At 60.6% G+C, this 25440-nt stretch carries 1 protein-coding gene (only partly in view); it reads right to left on the minus strand.

The window, feature by feature from the left end; translation table 11 throughout:
• Positions 1–24744: the 5' portion of a tandem-95 repeat protein gene (locus Enr13x_RS34395; protein ID WP_145391409.1), read on the minus strand. It extends 17103 nt beyond the left edge of the window; the window shows 24744 of its 41847 coding nt (coding positions 1–24744); it begins with the start codon at positions 24742–24744; its stop codon lies beyond the left edge, outside the window.
• Positions 24745–25440: the final 696 nt, after the last annotated feature.

The raw sequence follows: 25440 nt of genomic DNA on the forward strand, positions 1-25440 counted from the left end.
GGCGGAAATCGCCGATCCCAGCAAGGTCACGGTGGCCGCCGGTTCGGTGGTTCCGACCAGGGTCACGACATCACGGTCGGTGGTTTGGTCACCGATCGTTCCGGTATCGCTGGCGGGATCCAGATCGAGCGAAGTGATCAGCGGGGCCGTCGTGTCGATGGTGATTTCGAGTGTGTCGCTGCTGCCGCTGCGATTGCCCGTGGGGTCTTCCGAGGTGGCCGTGAAGGTAAACGTGCCGTCGCCCAGTCCATCCAAATTGATCGGGAAATCGACGGGGCTTTGCGCCATCCCCAAACCGACTTCGTCGCCGTCGCGGAACAACCGCACGATGCTGCCGGTTTCGCCGACGCTGCGGACGACCACGTTGGCGTCCGCAACCGTCACCCCGCTCACCTCGCTGCCGTCGGGCAGCAGCAACACAGGCGTCGAAGGAGTCGGAGGCGCGGTGTCATCGATGGTAAACTCGACGTCCACCGGATCGGACGTGTTGCCGAATCGATCCGTCGCGACCATCGTGATCGTGTGATCCGCTTCGACGAAGGCTTGGCCGGTGCGTGTGAACAGTTCCGCCATCGAAAGTCGCAGCGAATTCTCGGCCGACAATTCGCTCGCCAATTCGATCGTTGCCGACCCATTGACCGACAGACTCAACGAACTGATCTCGCTGACATCGTTGATGACGAGTGAAAATTCTGCATTGCTCTGGTAGGCATTGACCAGCGGCAGCGCGTTGTTGGGCAAGGTCACCGAGGCGATGATTTGTGGCGCGACGCCATCGGTGGTGTCGGACAAGCGATTGCGCCAAGCGACGAAATCGTGTCGATCGATGATGCCTTCACCGGTCAGATCTCGATAACGCACGTAGTATTCGGAATCGGCGTTGGTGTTCAAACTTTGCCGCAAGTCGCGCCAGTCTTCGACATCGACTTCATTGTTGCCGTTCAGGTCACCGAGCAGATGGTGGAACGGCAACGGCATGTAGTCACCCCCGAACTCCGGCCCGGTGCCGAGCGTCAGCAAGCGATTGGCGTTGCTGGCGATTCCCGCCGTTCGAAGCGCCACGTAATACTGTTTGTCGTCGTTGATCAGTCCGTCGACATCCATGGTCAACGTCCAGGTTTCGGCATCGTAGTGATAACGCGACGGCTGGAGACGGATCTCGTTGCCGTCGATATCGATGATAAAAATGTCGGACGAGGGATCGACGATCCAGGCGTCTTGATTGAACGTGACTTCGAGCGTGTGGATCCAGGACCGCTGGGCTTCGCCCCGATTGACGACAAACCCGCTGACCGACATCGGGTCGACGATCACGGATTCCACGTTGACGTCTAACAGCTCGGATTTTGATTTGGGGTCGGCCGTCTGGTCCGTCGCGGTGACTTCGACTTCCAAATTGGCCTGCCCGGACCAACCCGCCGCAGGAATCAATTCCAAGTCGGCCAAATCGTCCGGCGACAAACGATAATGTCCGTCTGCGACGCGGGTCCCCCCGCTGAGCGTCGCACCTTGGGGCAGAGCTTGAATCGAAATCATCACGTCTTCGCTACCATCGATGTCCATCGCGGCGGCATCGATCACAAGCGGCAACGCCGTGTCTTGCGGTCCGGCGGCTTTTTCGGTCGTCAAACGGGGATCGTCGGTGATGGGCGCGACCGTGATGCTGACGAAGGCCTGTCCAGAAACATATCCGTCAAAATCTTTCACCGTGTACGTGAAGGAATCATTGCCCGAATAATCTGGATCCGGCGCATACGTGACGGTGCCGCTGCCGGGACTGATAAACAATTCGCCGTGCTGGGCAGGCGATGTGACGCTGAGGGTCGCCGGATCGAGCAGTGACTCGTTGTCGACGTCATTGGCAAGCACGTCGAAGACCACGGGCATGTCTTCTTTCGTCGACACCAGATCCGTGTTCGCCACCGGCGCGCGAAGCTGGCCGGCGACCAGAAACACGTTGTCGATCGTGACCCGGCTCTGCGTCGCGGCATATCCGAGCAGATCCAATGAAAGCACGGCCAAAACCCCGGCGGGGATCCCCGTCAGGTCGATCTGAATCAGCAATCGATCTCCGCTGACGGTGCCGCCCAGGTCGATCGACGGATCATCGGAATTGGCATCGCCGACGATCACCGACGCCGCGGCCTGGTACGTTCCGTCGGCGGAAAAATTCAACAGCGCGTCGCTGTTGCCCACGCCCAGTTGCCCCGCCAGCGGGGCCAGCGAGTTGGCATCCAGCAGCGCGACCTCGAACGCATCGGGGGTGCGAGATTCGGTCGCCGACAGCGACAACCCGTTGACGGCGAATCGCAAGATCGATGCGTTGTCGGGAACGAAGAACGCTTGCCGCAAGGACGTCCGTTCGCCCGAGGATTCGCTCAGCGTTGCGGCGCCGCCTTCAAAGACCACGTCACCGCGGGTCGACCATTGATCTCCGCCGGCGTCGAACAAGCCGTTTCGAATGCCAAACGTCGCCCCGGCGGTGGGCGCGAGTGAAATCGGGATCAAAACAGGTGGATCCACCGCCGGCGGCAGCACCGGTGGTGGAGTGATTCGGGTGTCCGAACCGGTCGACGGATCGACCGGGACTTCCACCGTCGGCGGCGTTCCCGTGACCGAGTCCGGCTGGTAGATCGGGAACAATGACGGGGTGACAAACCGATCCGTCAGCGACAGCGCCGTGAAGTCGGACGTGAAACCGAAGTTGGCCGCCAACAGTTGCGAATCCGACACCGTGATCGCGCCGTCGGAGTCGAAGTCGGCTCGGGGGTCATAGTCCAGATCCCCAACGAAGGTGCCGAACGATTCGAAGATCAGTTCACTATCGAATCCGTCGACGGCTCCATCTCGATTGATGTCACCGACGACGTCCAAGAACAACTGGTATTGCCCCCGGTCCTCTGCCGACGCGCCTTGAACCTCTAACAAATATTGATCGGCACGTTCGATCGCGAACAAGGCCACGGTTCGATTCCCATCGACGCTCCGCGCGATCGGCGTCAGACCAGCAATCTTGGGCGTGTCGGCGACAAAGGTGCTGCGGTACCGCTGGACCATCGCTCGCACCCAAACCACTTGTTCGGTGGTCGAACGCAATTGATCGCTGTCGATGGTGAACGCGTACTGATGCGTCTGTCCCTCGTCGAGTTTCGCGATGATTTCGGCGCCGGTAAAATCGACGGACCGACCCAGGTCGCCGGTCAACGGTTGTGCTTCGGGATAGAATTGGTTGTCACCGGTCGAACTGACGGCGACCGTGAGCGCGGAGACGGTTTCCGATTCGTAGCCGTAGCGGTACAGCGACAACGGTGAACCGGACGGCGGCACGGTGACGGTGGCGACTTCGATCAATCGTCCATGATCGTCGTAGACGTAATGCAAGTCGCCGACGCCTGAGAGACTCGCCGGCAATCGGATCGATTCGACGCGTCCGGCATCGTCGGTGACAAACGGAATGAATTCACCGGCCAGCGTGATGCCGCTGTCGCTGAAGTACCAGGTTTCGCCATCGGGCCAGATCTGACTTGAAATCCGCCCCTGCCCGTCCAGCACGTCGACTTTGCCGTCCGGATGCGCAAGCCGATACGCCTGGCGTCCCAAGACATCGTTGGCCGGGTGATAGGGCTGCCCGGTTTCCTGGTCATAGAAGCGGTTACCTCCGGCGACCAAAAGCCGATCGAGTGATTCGAGTTGGTAATCGATGCCGTCATCGGCGATCCAGTTCGGCTGATAGAACACCAAGGAGTCGTTCTGCGCGAAGGGCTGAACCGCGATCGGGTCAAAGGTGAATCCGCCACGCGTTCCATCGGGCAGATCCAAGTAGACTCGATCACCGCGTGACAGCGCCGAGTAGATACCGACGGCTTCGAGTGCAACGGGATCGGCGCCGCTGCCTCGATCCTGGGGGGCGACGCCGAGTTGCAAACGGGTGTCACCGAAACTGAAACGCCAGCCGTCGCCCAGTTGCCCGGCGACCTGCTGTTGCAACGAATCGTATTGACGTGCGATCTCCAGCGTCTTGCCGCCGACCGTGATGGTGGCGTCGACGTCCGTGCGGGTAAACGAATCCGTCTTGACCGACGAATTGATTGCCAGATCGATCGTGGTTTCGCTGCCACGTCCACTGATGTCGCGCGCGAACAATCGCAACGTGTAAAAGCCGTTGGCCAGTGTGCCGGGATCGATCGACGTCAGAACGATCCCCTCGCCGGTTGTTTCGCCACTGGCCAGGGGCTGGTAATCATTCGATCCGCGGGGCGCGATTTCCAGCGTCCAGTCATCCAGATTGCTGTCGATGATCGAAGCGGACAGATCGGTCGGTGCGGTCACGGTGGTCACGCCGCCCAACGAAAGCGATAGTTCCGGCGGATCTTTGTCGGCCGCCTCTCGGACGCGGAGTGTTTCGCTGGTGGAACCGACAAAGCCGTCGATGTCGGTCGCCTCGGCAATCAGTGACTGCTTGCCGGGAGCACCTGCAACGAGTTCACCGCGACCGCGGTCATCCAAGACGATCGGCAGCCCGTCCAGCGTCAACTGGAGTGTCTCAATTGGCGCAAAGCCGTCCGCGATCACCTGGACCCGAACCGTCTGGCCGGGCAGCGCCGGGAAACTCGGCGTGGTCACGATACGAACGTCTGGCAACTGGGGCGTGGCGACCGAATCGATCACGATCACGTGCTTCGTTTCGGCCAACGAGTCGCTGGCGCGGACATCGACCCGTGTCCGTCCCAATTGGCCCGGGTTGGGGATCCAGGTGATCCGCCCGGTCGCCGAATCGATCTGAGCACCTTCGGGTAAACCGTACGCCGAGAAGGTCAACGTGTCGTCGCCGTCCGGATCGGTCGCGGCGAGGGTAAAGTCCAGCAAGTTGCCGACGACGACTTGGTGGTGCCGGCTTTCGATCAGCGGGGCCCGGTTGACGTTTTCGACCACGATCGGCACCGTGATGGTGTCCGACGCGGCTTCGGAATCGGTCAACGTGAACGTGACGTCATACGTACCGGCCTGATCAAATCGCGGTTGCCAGCGGAACACGCCGGTGCTCGGATCAAAGAGTGCACCGTCGGGAACGTCGGTCGCGGTCAGCACCAATGCACCGCCGTCGAAATCGGCACCGGTCACCCGGAATTCCGTGAACACGCCTTCGCGGGCGAACTGGGCCGCCGGAAATGCCAATCGGGGCGCGCGATTGACGGCGCCGACGGTGATCGAGAACGGTTCGGAATCCGACGCGGAACCGTCGGTCGCGGTCACGTTGAAGCTGTAGCTGCCGGCATCCTCAAAGCTCGGTGACCAATCAAATCGCCCCGTCATCGGATCGAGCGTCGCACCGGCCGGTAGATTGTCGACGGCAAAGCGAAGGGCGTCGTTGTCTGGATCGGTGGCCGTGAACGTCAGCGACAGCGCGTCGCCTTCGTCAACCGCCGCGTCGGCAGGCACCATCAACGTCGGTGCCGCGTTGCTGTTGCGAACGTCGATCACGAACGACTGTGTCGACGACAGGGATCTGGCGATGTCACCGTTTCCTTGATCGCTGACCGTGACCGTCACGTCGTAACGGCCGATGTCCGCAGCGGTCGGGTCCCAATTCAACAACGCCTCGCCATAACGCACCGCGTCGACCAACCTCGCTTCGGACGGCAACCCGCTCAGTGAATACGTCAGCGGCTCCTGATCGATGTCGGTCGTCTTCAACGGCAAACGCAACAGGTCACCGGCCAGAACGACCGTCGAGGAAACGGGCTGCAGCACCGGCGGATCGTTTGCCGATTCGACGGTGACGACAAAGTCATACTGAACGGTTTCCACCCGACCCCGTCCATGCCCGTTGCCGTCGTCACTGGCGATCAACGAAAGCGTGTAATTGCCTCGATCTCCGGTTCCCGGCGCGAAGTGAAATAATCCCGTTCCGTTGCCGTTGTCGGTGAACGAAACGAAGTCGGGAAGCGGCAACCCCGGCAGCCCGTTGGCAACTTCCAGGCTGATGTTGTCGCCATCGGGATCGGTGACGGAAACGGGAATGTCGACCATGCCGCCACGGCTGAGGGCGAGATTGCTGACCGGCGCGATGACGGGGCGTTGATTGATGTCACGCACCGAGATCGGAACTTTGGACGAAATCGTGATCGGATCACTAACCCCATCGCCATCGTCGGTCGCTTCGAACAGGATGCTGTAGTCGCCGGCCTGGTCGTAACGGGGCGTCCAAGTCAGCGTCGCGGTCTCGGCATCGAACGCGGCGCCGTCGGGCAATCCGGTCACACGATAGGTCACTGGTGAAACCAGGCCGGGCGGGTCGAGCGTGCCGTCCCCGAGTCGCACCGGCAATTCAAAATCGGGGTGATCGGGATCAAACGCAAAGGACGTGATGACCAGCGTTTGCCCTTCCTCGACCGACCAGCCGCGCATGGTGTCGAAATTGGGCGCGCCGTTGGCGTTGATCACGTCGACATCGATTTGGCTGTGGACGGATTGCCCGTTGGCGGTGACCGTGATCGGAATGGTTCGCGTCGCCGGCACGTCAAAACCGACGATCCAGCGCAGGGTTCCGTCGCGGGCATCGAGCGTGGCACCGGCCGGCAGATCGTTGCTGGTGAACAACAACGTATCCGCGTCGGGATCCGCAGCCCCGATGCGGTAGGTCCACTCGTCGCCTTGGCGAAGCGTGAATTCAGGGATCGGATCGATCACGGGCGGACGATCCGCTTGACTGACCAACAGATTAAACGCGTGTCGTGTGAGATTGACGCCGTCCGAGGCGACCAGCGTCACATCGCGATAGATCCCCGCCGCGTGTTCGCCGGGCGTCCACCAAAGTGTTCTCGTGGCCGGATCGAAGAACGCACCGGCGGGCAAATTTTCGACCCAAACGTCCAGCGGATCGTTGTCGCGATCATCGACGTCGACGATCACCTGCAGCGTTTCATTTTCGCTCATCACCGCCTCGCCGGGCGGCTGCACAAACTCCGGCGCGCGGTTCCCGCCGGCCACGCGAATGGTCCACGACTGCGATGTGAATCCGCCCCGAGAGTCGAACGCATACAAGACAACGGCGTTGTCTTCGGCAATCCCCGGTTGCGGCAACCACTCGACCAGCCCGGTCGCCGGGTCGACGGTCATCCCCTCCGGCCCACGCCGCAGCAGATACGCGACGGCAACTCCGTCCGGATCGACCGCATCGGCGTCGTAGCTGTACGCGTTGCCGGCGGTGGCGAATTTGACCGGATCGGTATCGAACCCGGGTCGCAGGTTGGGTGATGCGGTGGCCAGGAATCCCGGCACAAAGTCCGCCGAAACATCGTTCGGCGCGAGCAATCGAATGGTCTTGGCCGTCGCCGTTTCACCGGGACGCAATCGAACGCCATCGGGAACGTTGGCTTCCAAGTCGAACAACCAACGGCCATCGGCGGCAGCGATCGCGGTTTGGCCCGGCACGGCTCCGCCGGACGTGATGTCGCCGCCGCTGGGATCGAGCACCAGACTCATCGGCAATAATAGATCGTAATCGCCCGTGTTTTGGATTTCGACTTCATAAGTGATCGCCTGCGTTTGGCGATCCAATCGCGTGCCCGTCAGCGTGATGTCGACGTTGGCCGAAAATTCGCTGATCGTGGTGAAGTGAACTTCATAACCCGCCGGCAGCGAGAAACCGCCGACGCTTTCGATCCCCTTGCCGATGTACAGCGTGTTCTCGCCGGCGGAGAATCCTTGGACGAACAGATAGGCCGTCTGGGAATCTTGGTGGTAGCGAACTTCGCTGATCACGGGATGCTGATCCGCCGGCAGTGACGCGTCACCGCGAATGGCGTAATTGCCGGGATTCAGAACCGACTCGAGTTCCGTGCCCAGCCCCGTAAACATGTCTTCGCTAAACGTCACACTGACCAATCCCAACGGCAGTGCAACGATGGTTTGTTCGGCCGGATTGGTCGCGACCACTTCGGGAATCGCGATCGGGCTGATCACGTCGACCTGATCGCTCTGGCTGATCAAGACGCGTCCGTCGCTGGTGGTGACCACGACGTCGCCGCGTGTGCCTCCGGTTGCGACGGCCACGCGGCGCAGGGTGGCGACGTCGACCATCGTCAGTTCGCTGTTTTCGCCCGTCGCGACCGACTGGCCGAAACCTGTGTTGCCGGTGTTGTGGGAAACGAACAGCAAGCCTTCCAGTGACGTGTCCGTTTGGCCGAAGGCGATCGAGTCGATCGGCGTGTCGAAGGAGAGCACGGTTTCGGCGCGGCCGAGCGGATTGAATTTCACGACCGCGTCGCGCTGGGGCCATTGGACGCCGTACAAGGTGCCGTCGTCGGCGAAGGCCAAGCTGCCGACCCGCAGGTCCTGATCTCGGCTGAGTCGTTGGAAGGTGCCGCGATCGGGATTAAATCGCTCGACGCCGTAACGTGACCCGACGATCACATCACCGCTAGCCGGATCGATCGCCAATCCCATCGTCAGCCCTTCGCCATGTTCGGCCAGGATGCTGCCGTCGATCGGGTCGAGTTCCAACAGCGGACCGCCGCCGGTGGTGGCCCACAATCGCCCGTCGTCGTCAAAGATCAAATTGAAGATCGGATGATCCAACTCGGCCCAGGTGCCTTCGGCCGCGCCTCCCTTGGCATCGAACAGGTAGAGCTGATTGCGGGCCGATCCGCCGCTGATCAGGATGTCGCCGTCGGGCGTTTCGGTGATCGCCATCGGGCCGATGCCGCTGGTCGCGACGCCGGTCGCGGTGACGTCGAATCCGTCGGCGAATCGTTTGGCGGTGAAGGGTTGCAACACCGTATCAAAGACGGCCGGGTTCGACGTCGATCCGGTTGATGGAATCAGGTTTTCGGCGGAGGCGAACAGCGGGTTGGTCGACGGGGTGGTGGTCGGCGGCGTCGGTTGTCCGAAATTCGGACGTGTCGTCGAATCGACGGTCGGCAATGCGCCGAGCGACGTGGACGAACCGTCATCGTCGGCGGTTTCCCCGGCCGGAGGGATTTCACGGTTTCCGGCCGAGTCCGACGCCAGGGCCAGGAATTCGTAGCTGCGTCCGACACGTCCGATAAAAACTTCTTCGCCACTGGCTTGTTGCAGCTGACGTTTCCAGATCTTGAAATCGCCGCCGTCTTCGGCGACATACAACGTGACGTGTTTGAACCCGCTGCCTTCGTCCTCGTCGGTCACTTCCCATGACACGACAAAATCGTTTTCCGCATTCAGCGGCGTGACGGTGACGTTGCTGGTCGGCGCCTGGGCGTCGATCGCGTACACCAAATCATCGGCGTCTTCCGGCGGTGCGTTATCGAGCAACACGCGTGCTTTGGCCGTGATCGTTTGACCGGTCAGGGCCTTGTCGGACAGTTCAATGCTGTAGGACACGAACCCGGCGCCCTGGCCTTGCGCGTTATTGGGCGGCAATAGCCCTCCGTCGGTATCGCTGCGGACTTCACCGGTCAGCGGATCGATGGCCTGGATCAACCAAGTCGCCGCGTTGGATTTCACGTCGATGCCGCCGCTGACGCGAACGTTGAACCCGAGCGTTTCGGCAAATTCAAAATCACCCTGGTAAAGTGCCCGTCCGCCCGGCATGCGGATCGTGATGTCGCCGATCTTGATATCGCCCAACTGGAACGTCCGCGGATCCATGTTATCATCCAACGGAACCACCACACGCACTTCGTTGGCGTCGCGGGTGGTGTTGGGATCGTTTTGAAAGTTCACCGTGAAGGGCAACGGTTCGTTGGCCGGGACAAACCCGCCGGTTTCCAAGGTAAAGGGACCGGTTTGCGATACCGCGCCGACGTTGGAACCCTGTTGGTCGTAATAACCTTGCAGATTCAGCGGAAAGAAGACGTCTTCGTCGTTCGGCGTGATGCCGCGAATTTGATAGTCCGCCGGAATCCCCGCGCCGCGTTTGTCGAACGGAACCCAGGGCACATAGACACGCATGGTTTGAAAATGCGTGTTCAGATCCAACCCCAAATCATAGTCCTCGAAGGTCGGCAGTTCCGGAACCGGGTTGGCGCCGCTGAGCACACCGAAGAACGAAAGCGAGTCACCGGTGAAGTTGGTGCCGCTGGTATCGACCGGAGCTTCGAGTTCGGGATCGTGTCCGTACCAGCGACGAACGTTCTCGAAGAAATCTCCAAATTCTCCGGACAAGATGATTTGATCTCCGCCGGGTCCGCGCAACACACCGCCGGCCAGCGTCGCCATCAAGCTGGCAAGTTCTTGATCCTGGCGGGTCGGCGGGATCGCGTCCTCGGCGCGCAGCCGCCCGCTTTCGGCCAGATAGGTCAGGTACATCGATTGCCAAGCGGCTTCGTTGCCGGCCAGGTTGACCAGGGCCGCATCGGCGTCGTCATCGGCCAAGATGCCTTCGCGCAACTGATCCGCTTCGGCCAAGGCGTGCTCGATGAACTCGTCGCGCGACATCGATGTCGCCGAGGCGACGACGTGGAATTGGAACGGAATTTTGGGGATGGTCAGAAAATCGGGGACGGCGCCAAAGACCTCCCAGATGAACGACAACCCGGGAGAGATCTGATCGAGCGCCGACGGCCCGTCGGCCAACAAATCGATCTCGGCGTATTGCGGCAAGGCTTCGTAGATCTTGGCCTTGAACGATTCCCAGGCGTGATCATGCAACTCGCGCAGTCCCGGATAGGTTTGCACCTGGAACGTGAACCCGGAGAACCCGTCGGCGGGCTGATCGAACAGGTAGCCGCCGGCGGTGACGGTTCCATCGGTGTTGACGGCCGAATCCAATTCCGCCCAGGGCAAATCGGCTAGCGTGCCTTCTTCGGGGCCCCCACGCAAATTCGACGTGAAATGGTTGTAGGGCAATCCGTACACGAAGTCATTGATTCCCATCTCTGGGATGCCGACGTTGTAATAGACGTAGGGCGCATCAATATTGCCGAGGTTCTGCAGCGCGACGCTGTACGTTCCGGCGTCACCGGCAAAAACGTAACGTGGGCCGCCGATGCCGATCGTGACTTCGGGTTCGATCGTCCGTTCGACTTGGAATCGATAGGGAACGACGGCGACTTCGCCACCGGGGTTGATGACTTGGACGTCGTACAAACCTCGCGGCGCGTCTTCCAAATCGAACGTGACGATGATTTCGGACGCCGAGATGTAGTTTTGGTTGACCGGGATGATTTCTGCAAAACCGGGCCGCACCAGTTTGACGATCGCGTCTTCGTGGAACCGGGCGCCGGAAATGGTGGTCGTCACGAATTTCGAATCGCCACCGATGTCGGTCTGGATGTTCGTGATCGCCAGCGGCAGCAACTCGGCCAGAATGCGAATCGGCGAGGTATCACTTTCGGTTGCGAATCCGCGGACCAACACGTAATACGTTCCGGCTTCGGTCGCGGGAATGATCGCAAACGGCGTTTCCGACAATGTTCCGCCGCTGCTGGCGTCAAAGCTGCGAACCGTCGGCGCATCGTTGTGCCGCAGGAAAACCTCGTGGGTTGAATCATCGTCGGCGAACACCGTGACCCGCAACGTTCGATCAAAGGGCACGTCGACGGCGAACAGGCGTTGCTGTCCGGTGGCGAGCGTGGTCGGCAGCGGAACATCGAGCGTCAGGAACGGCGCGGTCAATTGCATCGTTGACGGCGATGCGGTGATATTGTTGCTATCGCCGATGTCTTCGTAGACTTGATTCAAGATGTCGGTCCGCACGATCGCGCGATACTCACCCGGCGTCAGCGAGGGCGTCAAGGTTTCAAAGACTTGTGTATAGCTTTGACCCGGTGCCAGCGTACCGCGGAACTCCAATCGGCCCGCCGCCGCATCACGCAGATCCCAATTGGCGTCGCTGGAGAAAAACAGACTGTCCGACCATCGACCGCTGACGGTTTCGCTGCTGGTGTTCGTCACCGTCCAGGTGATCGTCGCCGGCGAACCGGCTTCGACGTTCGGGGGAACGGTGATCTCGGTGACTTGCAAGTCCGTCGCCGGAGGCAGTTCGATGATCGTGGGGATCGCGGTCGTCCGCGAGTTGTTGCGTTCGTTAGGGCCTTCGAATACGTCGCCGCTGACGCTGCCGCGGTCCGGATCGGCAATGACGAACACGTAATAGGGACCGAGCAGATCTCCGGGAAGCGACACGGTTCGCGATGCGGAATAAGAACCGCCGGCCGTCAGGCCGCCTTCATGCTGCAGCGTGCCCAGGTAAATATCGCTGCTGAGATCCAGAAACTCGTCGCGCGACAAATAGATCGAATCGATCCACTCTTGTTGTCCACCGACCGTGCTGCCGCCAAAGTTCATGACGGTGAATTCGACCTGGATCTCTTGCCCACGATCGGCCCGCTCGGGAACCGTGATCGATGTGACCTGCAAATCGGGCAACGGGGCCAGCGTGATCGGCAGATCTCGGACGACGATGTTGTTGCCTTCGAGTTGGTATTCCTTGACCTTGCCGCGCGCGGATTCCCGCGACGCTTCCGATGCGAGGTCCCAAGGTTCCAGCGTGCCCGGCGTTTCGAATTCCAGGCCGATCAATTCGAACCCGATGTCACTGGGTCGGCGAGCGCGATCCTGGCGGGCCGCCGAATCGGTAAACAGGATCAAGCTGAAATCGCCTTCGATGCCGTCGGGAAGCCGGGCGCGAATGGTCCCCGTGTAAGACTCACCGGGCAGCAGCGTTCCGCCGCGGGCGAGTGAGCCGATTTCATGGTCGAAATTATCTAACGATGCGTCGTGGGAGATGAACAGACGATCGACCCACGAATTGACGCGCGTTTCACGGTTGCCGGCATTTTCGATCGTGTACGTGATCTCGATCGTCTCGCCCGATGTCGCTCCGGCAGGCACTTGGAAATCCGTGATTGTCAGGTCCGCTTCCTTGTAGATGATCGGGAAATCAACGCGAGCCAAGTTGTCGCTGGGGTCTTCAAACGCCCAGCGGTCAAAGTGATCGAGCCAGACGGCGTTGTCACCCTCGTCGGCCGGATACCACTCGGTTTCCAACAGTCGGGCTTGATAGGGAAAGAACAACGGCGACTTGTCGTTGTGCGCATCCAGGTGCACCCACAGCGAATAATGGTCGCCGGTTCCTTCGGGCAACGTCGTCGTGTACTCGACGGTGTAACGATCCCCGGGGTTGATCACCGAGGAGGGGGCGTAGATCGACGCCCCCAAATACGACGCACGCCGCCGCACAAAGTCATCGTCGGCAGAGAGCCAAATGAAATCTTTCCAGTACCGCGTGCCGCTCCAGACGGGGTTGGTGCCGATGTTTTCAACGGTGTACGAAAACGTGACTTCTTCGCCCGAATAGCCGTTGTCGGGGATGTCGAAATCCACCACTTTCAGGTTGGCGGGATAGCTGCGAATGTCCGACGCGACCGCGGTCGCGTTGTTCGTCTCGTCCACTTCGTTGACCGGATAGTACTTCTCCGGTGGCGGAATTTGCGGGAAGAAACCCGACAGGTCAATTGAGGGTGTCGGCGGGACATCGTCGTCGGTGATCACGATGATGTACTGGCCCGTGGCCGAGGGCGATAACGGGATGTCCAGCGTGTCGGTGTACGAAGCACCTTTGGCCAGCGGCAGGTCGCGTTTCTTTTCACCCAGCAGCAACGTCGTCGCGAAATCGTCTTTCGGATCCGGATGGTCGCTCAGATAAATTCGGTCGATCCAGCCACCGGGTTCGGCATCGGCGAGTCCGAAGTTGCTGACGGTCCAGGTGACCGAAATCGTGTCGCCGCCGGAAGCGGAATCCGGCGCGACCACTTGGGTGACGATCAGATCGGGCTGCGATCCGAGTACATCGATCGCCCGCGCCTTGTAGTTGTTGTTGTCAATATTGTTCGGGTCGTCGGGATTGGTGTTCGAGGCAAGTGTGTCCTCGGGGATCACGTCCAGCGGATCCACCCACGGCGTGACGTACCAAGTGCCCGATTCCAATTCGCGAGGGATTCGTATCGTCGTTTCTGTTTCATAGCCGGCAAAACGGTCCAGTGATCCGTTGTGTGTCAACGTCTGCAACAAGAAATCACCCTGACCGGGGTGCGGCCGGTTCTTGTCACGCGTCAGCCAGACATTTTCGGTCCAGGTGTCACCGTGCGTTGCACCGCTGCCCAGATTGGTGACGGTGTAGCGGACGGGGATCGTGCTTCCGGCGACCACTTGTGACGGCGCGACGACGTCGCTGACGACCAGATCGGCCAGCGGTTCGGGCTCGATATAGATCGACTTGTAGGTCAGGTTATTATTGTTGTTGGGCCACTCCTCGACGCGGTCTTGTGCGTCGGTCAGCGCGATGACGTAAACATCGCCGCGATAGCGCAGCGGAACGACGACGCTGCCCGCTTCGGTGCTGTAGCGTTCGCCTGCTTCCAACGCGGCGCTGTTGGGCAGCTCACCGATCAAGATGTCCGCATGATCGATCGTCGTATCCAACGACAGGTAGACACGATCGACCCACTGGGTGCTGCCGGTGCCGACGCTGCCCTGGTTGACGACAACAAACTCCGGAGCGATCGTCGCACCGGCGGGCAAACGATCCGGAATCGTGATCGATTCGACTTGCAGGTCCGGTCGCGGGCGAACATGGATCGTGATCGGCTGTGACGTGGCGTTGTTGTCGATCCCGGCGCCCTCGTAGAGTAGCGCATTGAAGTTGGTTTTGACGAACAGATTGAAGGTGCCGGTCGACTGTGTCGGAATCCGCAGCCGCTCGCTGCGATTGTAGCTTTGGCCGGCGGGAATCGGATCGACGAAGGGGAACTGGCCCAGTTGAATCAAGTCGCCGTTGGGGTTGCCTGCTTCTTGCAAATAAACTCGATCGATCCAGCCGCCCGATGCTTCGCCAAAACCGTCATTGCTCACGGTCCACTGGACATCGATCAACGTGCCTTCCTCGGCCTCGGTCGGCACGGTCACCGAAGTCACGATCAGGTCGGGGGGCGGCAGCAGCGTGATCGGGAACGCCGCACTGGCAGTGATGTTGTTGTCATCGTAGAGAAACTCAAACGGGCCATTCTTGTAGGCCGTCTGAACGATCAGGTAGTGGTCGCCGGACAATCCGTCGGGGATCACCAGATTGCCAGTTCGGACGTAGTTGCCGTCGGGACCGATTTGGCCGAAGTGCTGGAAACTGGTCTCCGTGCCGTCGATCAGTCCGGTCTCGTCGGGTGTGGTCGAGAGGTAAACCAGGTCATACCAGTCGCCGCGACTGGTCACGCCGATCCCCTGGTTGCGGACCGTCCAGGTCAGGCTGGTGATGCCGCCGGCATTGACCGGCAACGGCACATCGATCGATTCGACGACCAGGTCCGCGAACGGCGCCGGCATGATGTCGACTTGGCCGCTGCGGGCGACATCGTTATTGGCTTCGATGTCGTTTTCAAACACGGCGTCGCCGTAGTCGCTGCGGACGAACAGCGTGAATCGTCCGTTCGTTTCCGCCGGCAATCGAAACGTCTCGCTGCGCGAGTACGATTCGTTTTGATCGAGCCCGCCGGTATGCGGGAACGTCGCGACGACAACGTCATCGCCGTCTCCGGCGATCGCGTTTTCGCTCAGCACGATCGCATCGATCCACTGGTCGACGAATCCGCGTCCGATGCCCAGGTTGGTGACCGTCCAGTCGACGGTGATCTCTGCCGGATCACCGATCACCAGTGCCGGTGCATCGACGTTGCTGACGGCAAGATCGGCGTAGGGCGAAAGGGTCAATTCGATCAACTTGGCTGCGACGTTATTGTTTTCACCGGCGGACAATTCACCCAGCTCGGCGGCGGCGTCACTGACGAGCAACAGGAATTGACTGCCTTGCAGATCGACGGGTAATCGAATCGTCCGTGATTCCGTTCGTGTCTGTCCCGGGGCCAACGGCGTCGAGATCGTAAACTGGTCCACCAGACGATCATCGCCGGACAAGGTTTGATTGTCGGACAGATAGATGCGTTGTTGCCACTGTTGGGCGGTGGCGGTTCCCAGATTCAAGAAGTCCCAGCTGACGTCGATTTCCTGACCCGAATTGGCAGCCGCCGGCGCGTCAAAATTGCGTGCCTCGAGATCGGGGTGTGTCACCGTCAGCACGCCCCCGAACAGCGTGTTGTTGCCTTCGTAGGGACCTTCGAACACCCGGTTGCTGTCGTCGCTGACGACCAAAATGCGGTAGTCGCCGTCGGCCAAATCCGGCAAGTTCACCGTCATCATCGACGTGTAACTTTCACCGGGTTGCAAGGGTCCGTTTTGTCGCGCCGTGCCGATCAGTGTTCGTTGACCAGGGACGCTGACTGATTCGGCGTAAATACGGTCAAACCAGTGCGTCGCGGTGGGTTCGTCACCCTGGTTGGCGACTTGCCACGTGATGACGTTGGATTGCCGTGGTTGGCCGGCGGTCGGGCCGGTGATGGTGGTGGGGAAAAGATCGACCAGCGGCGGGAATGACAGCTCGAGCGGCGACGAGGCATAAACGTTCGCTTCGTCGATTTCGCTGATCCGTTGGTCGTCGTCGATCGAAGCGAGCAGGTAGTACGTTCCCGCCGCCAACGCATCATCCAGCGGCAACGTGACCGTCAGATCCAACGTGTACGATTGACCGCCGGCCAGGGGATCATCACGGACCACGCTTTCGAGCTGAATGTCATTGCCATCGAGCGTCGTGTCGGTCGACAAATAAATTCGGTCTCGCCAACTGTTGCCGCCTGCGATCGCATTGCCGGCGTTGGTGATATCGAACAACAGGTCAACCTCACCGCCGAAGGAATACTCGGTTTCCGCCGTCACAAGCGTTCCGCCGACCAAGTCCAAATCGGGCAGCGCCCAATCAAACGTCGCGGTGAATTGATCTTCGATCGGTTCTCCGTTGATCTGGTCTTCGTCTTGGTTCATCGAGTTGCCGACGAAATCCAGTACGTTCGGCCCGATCGTGATGGTGTACTGGCCGTCGACGTATTGGGTGAGATTCGGTCGCAGCCGGAACAAGTTGTTCGTTTCGGCAAACGGCTCGATCAAATCAATCGCGATCGCCGTCGCGCCCGGCCCCGTCAACATCACGTCATCGACGTCGAACGAATCCGCGTCGACGGGCTCGTCAAATGCGATGATCAAGAAGGGGCCGTCCGGATTGACGGCGCTGTCGGAGGCGATGACGCTGGTGATCGCCGCACCGCTGGAGAACCCGGTGATGAACTCGAGCGTCGTCGGAGAGAGTTCTGGCGACAGCAGTTGGCTGCCGAAATCCAGTCCCTCGTATTTGGGCGTGCCGAAGCGGGAGTCGAAGGTCATCACCAGGTAACTGTCGCCCGGTCCCGGGTTGTATTCGGCACCGCCGAGCGTTTGGATCGTGCCGTCCAGAATCACCCGCCCGGTCACTTCCAAGACGTCGTGCTCGGTGACGGGGGTCAGTCCCGCGATCAAGAAATTCAAGTAACCGTCGTCGTACAACTCGAAGCGGCCGTCGATCGTCAACTTGCCGTCGGGATCGATGACACCGGCAACCCACACTTCGCCGTCAACGGTGCCTTGACCGGTCAACACGGAGCCACTCTCGACGTGGATCTGACCGCCGATGACGGCATTCAATCCCGCGGTGGTGTAGATGCCGCGCAAATCCGTCCTGACCTCGGGCTCCCGGCTCAATTCGACCACCCCGCCGTAGCGAGATTCGATCGTCGAATAACGGGTTGATGACGTAAAGCTGCCGGTGTGTGGATCGGTGAAGGAACGCAGCGAAGTCAAATCGATGGTACTTCCGATGCCCTCGCTGAGTAATTCGAACCGCCGATAGCGCTGGTCGCCCTGATCGGTTTCCGTGATCGATTGCACCTGCCAGAGGTCGACCAAACCGCCGGACAAGGCTTCGATGTAGACACGGGCGTCATAGTTTGCACCTCCGGTCACGGACGTCACATTGCTCAAATCCAGCACGCTGCCGTACCCCTCGGCGCGGAGGACCATGGATTGATTGTTCCCGTTGGTCGCATGCGTGATGGTCGTGACCGATGGCAACTCCAGCACCGACCCTTCGGATGCGATCAACGTCGCCCCGTCGACGTCGGTGAGCGATGGGAGAAACGCGGCCCCAGCGCCGGTGATGGAGATTTCGCCGCGTGGAATTTCGGTCAATTCGGGAAGCGAAATCAGCAGGCCGTCGACCCGGATCGCCGTTCCAGGGGCGCTGGCCAATAAAGGCAACTCGACCAGCCCGCTGCCGTCGATCTGGATCACACTGTCGGTGGCGTTGACGATGGCAGGCGTGGGAAAGTCGCTCGACGCATCGGCATAAACGCGGACGCCACGGATCTGGGAAAGTGCTGCGGATTCGATGACCGCGCTGCGCGTGGCCGTGATGGACGAATACGTCCGTGTGCCTGGCGAGGCGATCGAGAATTCACCGTAGTCCGAAAACGAAGTCAACAGCGGCATTTCGATTCGGCTTTCCAGACCATCGGCGACGAAATGGATCGCGCGGTAGCGTTTGTCACCGGAGTCGGGTTCGGTCGCGGTTTGTAGACTGGAAAGGTCGACGAGTCCCCCTTCGTTGGCGGCGATCCGCAGCACCGCGTTGTAAAAGGTTCCGCCGGTGATTTCCGTCAGGTTCGGCAGACCGATTCGGCTGTCCGATCCGGTGGCGACAAAGGCTCGCGTCTGGCTGTTGCCGGTCGAGGCGTGTGCGTAGGTGGTGACCAAGGGCAAGTCAAGATCGATGCCCGTTGCCACAGCGAGACTCGTCCCATCGATGTTCGCCAGCACGACGGCGTTGAATTCCGAGTCGGCAAACAGATCGATCGATCCACCGGTCAGCGTCGTCAAAGCGGGGACGTTGATCGTTGCATCGTTGGCGACGAAGTTCGTGACGTCGGCAGTGACCAAGTTCGGAAAACTGACGGCGGTTCCGGTCGCCGCAACTTCGCTCCGCAACATCGATGTCAATTGGCTGAAGTTCCAATCCTGCGTTCCGTCGACGGCGATTCGAACACCTTCGAGCGTCGCCAGTGAATCGAGCCGGATCAGGCCGCCGCGGTCTGCGATCAATTCCGAATACTCGCCCGCGCTCGACGGCGGCGTATGGCTGTCTTGAATCCGTGTCAGGGAACGCAAGTCGACCAGACTGTTCTTGTCGCGGGCGGTCACGTCGATGTGGCGGGCACGGGCGTCATCGGTCAGTCCATCGACCATCTCGGTGACGTTTTGCAAATCGATCTGGCCGCCGGCATGCGATTCGATCGTCAGACGGGAGCCGTAAAACGTACCGCCGGTGATTCGAGTCAGGCCACTCAAATCGATCGATGAACCGGCACCGCGGGCGGTCCAACTGCGTGTCTGGTTGTTGGCGGTCGTTGCCACGTCGTATTCGGTCACGTTCGACAGACCCAGCGATCCACCATCGACCACGGACAATGTCACGCCATCGATGCTTGTCAATCCGCTCAGGTTGATCGAAAGACCGCCACGAATCGCGATCGACCCGCCGGCGAGTTCGGCCAGCGCGCTCAAATCGGCCGTCGCGTGATCGAGTTCCACCGCGGTATTGGACGCGGAGGTGAGACCGCTGAAATCGTAGTCACCCGAGTTGAGATTCAGGTAGCCGCCGTCGATGGATTCCAGTTGAGCCGTTTGCATCGTCCCACGACCATCCAGGGAGATCTCCACGCCGCCGACCGAGAGGAGCACGGGTGCGTGGATGTTGCCCCAGAATCTCGCGATCAATTGGGACCGGACGTCCGAGTTGACATCGCCAAAGCTGGTCAAAGCGTCCAGTCGCACCTCACTGTCGAGTCCGTCGGCGATGATGCGAATCTGTTTTTGTCGGTCGTCACCGCCGCCGTCGATGATTTGATCCAGTTTCGGCAGTTCAACGGATCCCCCGGCCGCTGCGGTGATAAACAGATCGGTGTCGTAATGGGCGCCGCCGGTCACCGTGATCAGATTCGGCAGGGCGACGCGACTGTCGGGCCCATCGGCCAACCACGTGCGATCTTGATAGTTGGCGATCGAACCGTGGTCATAGGCTGTCACGCCGGACAATTCGATCTGGGAACCGCCGCTGGTGACCAGCGACGTGCCGTTGATGTCGGTCAGCAACGGCGCGTTGATCGATGCCGAATCTCGCAGGGTGATGGAGCCTCGTTCGAACGTCGTCAGCACGTCCAACGCGACAGCGCTATCGACCGCGGTGATGCGAGTTTCGTTGGCGGTGGCGAGCGAACCGAGGTCCAGCGTTGTGCCCCAGGTTTCGATGTCCACTCGATCGGTCGACGTGAGATTGCCGATCGTGATCACACTTTCGAATTCGCGAACCACGCGAACGCCGTTCAGCGTCGTGATCGCCGGGGTATTCACGACGCCGCCGTTACGGGCTTCCAACGAAGAGTACTCGCCGTCGGCGAAACTGGAACGGTCGGTCAACTCGGCCAACAGGGGCGCGTCGATTCGGCTGTCCGGTCCGTCGGCGATCAGATTGATTCGTCGGGTTCGGATGTCGCCATCGTCGGGGCCGATGATCGAACGCAGGGCGGGCATCTCGATCTGTCCGCCGCCGTAGGCCTGGATCAACAGACGCGATTGGTAGTGTGTCCCGCCGGTGATCGTCTGCAACGCATCGATCACGATCCGGCTGCCGGGATCTTCGGCCAGGAACTGGCGTGTTTGAAAATTGACCGTCGAGAGGTGGTCGTAGGCGGTGACCGTGGGCAGATGTAATTGGCCGCCTGCGGTCGCGGTCAAACTGCCTCCGTCGATGTTCGTCGTTCCGCTAGCGGTGAACACGGCGGCGGGACCTGCCGCGGCAAGGACCCCACCGTTGCTGACGGTCACGTTGCCACTCAATTCGGAGTCATCATAGACGGTCAAGGATCCGCCGGTGATCGCCAGCCCGCCGACGCCGTTGAGACGACGGACCTGTTGTGCACCGGTGGAGATCGTGACGGTCACCGAGGCATTGTCGATCAACACCTCGTCGTCGATTCCGGGCACGACCCCGGTGCTCCAATTCGATGCCGTCGCCCAGTCACCGTCGCCGCCGATCCAGGTGACCGCCGGCTCGGCCGCTTGACTCGATTCGGCCAGTTCGTCGCCGCTTTCCGCGCCGAGAGCGGCCACGATCGGTTCATCCGCAATCGGCAGCGGGGCCGGTGCGAGGGGGCTGTCGGCGAGATCACCGCTGACCGTGGTGTTGACCAATGTCGTGATGGCGGGCGCGACAATTCGCCCCGCATCGGCTTCGACCAACTGCGACGAGATGTCCCCGTTGCGATCGATCACGTTTTGCAGCTCGTCGAGAAAGATCACCGAGTCCGCGCCGGTGGCGGTCATTGAAACGCGGCGCCGTCGCAAGTCCCCATCGGTTCGATCGACGATTTGTTCCAGCCGGCTCAAGTCCAGCTCGCCGCCGCCGCTGACGGTCACGTTGAGCTGCGTTTCATAGGCGGTCCCGCCTCGGATCCAACGCAGGCCGGAGAGATCCAACAGGCTGCCGGCGCCGTCGATGACCCAGTTGGATTTTTGGTAATTTGCCGAACGAGCCAGGTCGTAGGACTCAACCAGTGGCAGCTCGATGGCCGTGCCGCCGCGGACTTCGAAGGTCGTCCCATCGACGTTGGTCACCAACGGCATCGAAACGGTGGCACCGGCGTCGGTGGCCAGCGTACCGAGTGTAAAACGCGTGATCGCCGGAAACGAAGCGTCGGTGTCGGACAAGATCAACCGACTCTTGTCGATCGATTCGAGTTCCGTGAAGTCTCCCGGCATCGAGGTGATCGTGATTTGACTGTCTTCGATGCGATTGAGGATCGAAACATCCGGGTCGCCCGGCGTATCGATCGTCAGTTGTGTCCCGTACAGATCCACCAACTCGGGCACGATCAACTGGCCTCCTGCCGTCGCGTCGAGCACGGAGGGTTCCCCCTGGCCTCCGCTGCCATAGCGATCGAAGATGGCGGTCAGCGAGGAGAGGTCGATTTGGCTGCCGACACCGTCGGTGGTCACGGAAAAGGCGGCATAACGATTGTCGCCGTCGGGCAGATCACGCAATTGCCGGACCGACGAAAGATTGATCACTCCGCCGCCGGTGGTGCGAATGTTGATATCGTTGTCATAGTACCTGCCGCCTTCGATCGAAATCAACGACGGCAATTCCAATCGGCTGCCGACGCCGTCGACTTGCCAGGTCCGATCGACGTAGTTGGCCTGAGCGGCATGCCGATACTGCGTCACCCCTGGCAATGCGATCGTCACACCGCCGCTGAGATCAAAATCGACGCCGTCGATGTTGGTCAGCAACGGAGCGGTCAGGCTGCCGCCGGCGCCGGCCGTGATCGCCCCATCGATCAAGCTTCCGATCTGGGGGATCGCCAAGTTGACTCCCAACAGATTGAGCTCCGTCCCGTCGGCGATCACCAATCGATCCAGGGTGACGTCGCTGCCGCTAAGCGTCAGCCCGGAATCGATCAAGGATTCGAGTTGTGAAAGCGACATCGTCCCGGTGTGGTCTTCGACAAAGTTCACGCCACGGGTCGACGTCAATGCCGCCATCAAGAGGGTGCCGCCGGTGGCCGCTTGGACGACCGATCGTTGATCCGCATTCAAGTCAACGATCTGCTCAAGCGCGGTCAGGTTGATCAACGAATCCGTGCCGCTGGCCCGAAACTCGAAGCCGCCGACCCGGTTGTCACCGGGTGTGTCTTGCACCGACTGCAACGCCGGCAATTCTAAAACGCCTCCGCTTTCGGCGCTGAAGTGATGGCGCGATTGATACCCCGTCCCGCCGCTGATCGTCCGCAGGTTCGGCAGTTCGATCCGGCTGCCCGCCCCCGTCACCGCCCAGGTTCGGGTTTGATAGTTTGCCGTTTCGGTATGCGTGTACGCCACAACAGACGGCAGCGCGAGCACGGCGCCGTCGGAAACAATCAGGTCCGCCGAATCGATGTTGTGCAGCGAATCGACATTCAAGACCGCGCCGGCCCCGAGTGTGATTCCGCCATGATCAAGCGTCGTCAACTGCGAGAGATCAACCGAAGCGTTCGCGATGTCCCATGACGTCGCATCGGCCCGCGTCACATTGGGAAACATCCGATCCACGTCACGGATCGTGACGGTGCCGTCGGAAATGCCGAGGAACTGATCCGAGGTGATCGACCCGGAATCGCCGAGCAGCAATCGCGTGCCGCGCAGATGTGTCAACAAGGGCGCGACAATGTCGGCTCCCCCGGTCGCTTCGAGCAACGAGTTGTCGCCGGCCGATCCGATCCACCGCGTGTCATGGATTTGACGCAGCGACGAGAGGTCGATTCGGCTGCCCGCTCCATCGGCATCGATCAAGAATCGCCGGTAACGATTGTCACCTTCGTCGGGATCGACGATCGATTGCACCGATGCGAGATTGAGCACTCCGCCGTCGAACGCTTCTGCATACAGTTGAGAACCGTAATGCGTCCCGCCCCGGATGACCTCCAAATTCGGCAGCGACAATTGGCTGCCGGCGCCGGTCGCTCGAAAGCGTTTTTGCTGGTTGTTCCCGGTCGACGAAGATGAATACCGGGTAACCGCGGGAAGTGCCACGGTCGCACCTGCCGAAACGATGAAACTGGATCCATCGATGTCGGCCAGGGCATCAACTTGCAAACTCCCGCCGGAGATGTCAATCGATGATCGAGTCGAACGGACCAGGTCTTGTGCTAAATAGTCGCCGCCGGAAAGAACGACCGTGGTGTCGGTGAGGTGCCGGAGTTGGGCAAGCGGTTGATCGGCGGACGACTGCAGGGTCAGGTTCAGTCCGATCGCTGATTGTAGTGCCCCCAATTCGATGACACCGCCGCCGGACTCCAGCAGCACGCCGGGTTCATTGCGATTGCGGTCATGCATGGAGACCAGCGACGAAAGGTCGATGCGGCTTCCGGCACCGGTGGCACGTAAGTCGATCGATCGCGAAGCGGTGTCACCGCGACTGGGATCTGTGATCGTTTGCACCATCGGCATCGCGATCGCGCCGCCGTCTTGGGCGCGGACAAAAATGTCGGCGCCTCCGTGGGTTCCGCCGGCAAGCGAGACAAGATTCGGAAACTCGATCCGGCTGTCAGCTCCGGTTGCGGTGTAGGTCAAATCTTCGTTGAACGCGGCGGAGTCATGTTGGAACGAAGTGATTCCGGGGAACGAAAGCAAGCCGCCACTGTTGGCCGTCAGACGAACGCCCTGCAAGGCGGCATCGCCGTCCACGGTCAACTCGGCATCGCTTCCGGTGGCGAGCAACGTCAATCCGCGTTTGAGAACCAGTTCGCCGCCGACGTGAACGTTGCCGAGGATCACGAACTGGCTGGCCGAACCGTCGACCGTCATGCGGCCGGCGATGTCGGCGGTCAACGTTTGACCGTCGGTCGGATTCAGCGTGCCGTCTTGAAAACGGACCTCCTGTGCCACCAAGGAAGCCGTCCGCAATTCGGCCGAGCTGATTTCGAGTTGTTCCGTGGTGTCGATCGACGCGACGACCACGTTGTCGTCGATCCGAATGATCAATTCACTCGACGCGTCTTGGATCACCGCTTGGTCGGCAGCAGTCGGCAGGACGTCGCCTTCCCAATTGAGCGGATCGTGCCAGCGCTGGTTGTCGCCTCCGCCGTCCCAATTGACCGTCGCCAACAGATGGCGGTCTTCCAGTTTCTCGAACGGAGCCCGCATCAAGCCGTCGCTCAGACTCTTGCGGCGGCTCCGCGCCGCTTTGATGCGACGGCGATCACGAAGCTTTTGAACGTAACCACCCTGGTCAGCCGACGGATCAAATTTCCGTGCCATCGAAGACGCCTAACAGTATGGGCGGCACGAAAGCAGATCGAGAGTTCGACAACGGGTGACCGAATTCGACGGCTCTGCCGAACGGGTCGCATGATCGAAAAACTGATCCACCGGGGCCGCCGATTCAAAAAAAGGAAAGGGGGTACACGTTCACGCACGCGGCAGCCCCTTCACAAGAACGCCCGATGGCTTTCAGCAACCTTGAGTGTGCCGTCTACCGGATCCTTGGCGGCCGGTGTTTTTGTGGGGCCAATGCGGCGCAAATTCCCTCCAAACAGTGTACCTAGGTTAGTGGTCTCAGGTCGCTTTGCAAGCTCTGGGGAAGGGGTGTGGACTACGTTCATGGAACTATCACGGCCTGCATCACACCGGCAGAAACATCGGCCCCGGCCCCGGCCGTTGAATGCCCCCATTCGAGCTGCTCGGTCAGCGGACGAAATCGGGGGGCCGGCCGAATCACGGAAATCCCGGTCCTCGTCGACTCTATTTAAAGAGAGGCAACTTGTTCCCTGAGTCAAACCAGAAGGTTGATTTCCGGATCACAATTGTCTATCGTCGGTTCGGTTGTCTCGCAGGGTGACAACGAGTGCTCAAGTCCGATACTCAAAGACCCAAACTATTCAGGGGACGTGATCGTTCGTCATTGCGATGAAAGATCCGGTCGATCATGACACCTCCGTTGCCGCCCCCCCGATC

It is taken from the genome of Stieleria neptunia (genome assembly GCF_007754155.1).
GTDB lineage: Bacteria > Planctomycetota > Planctomycetia > Pirellulales > Pirellulaceae > Stieleria > Stieleria neptunia.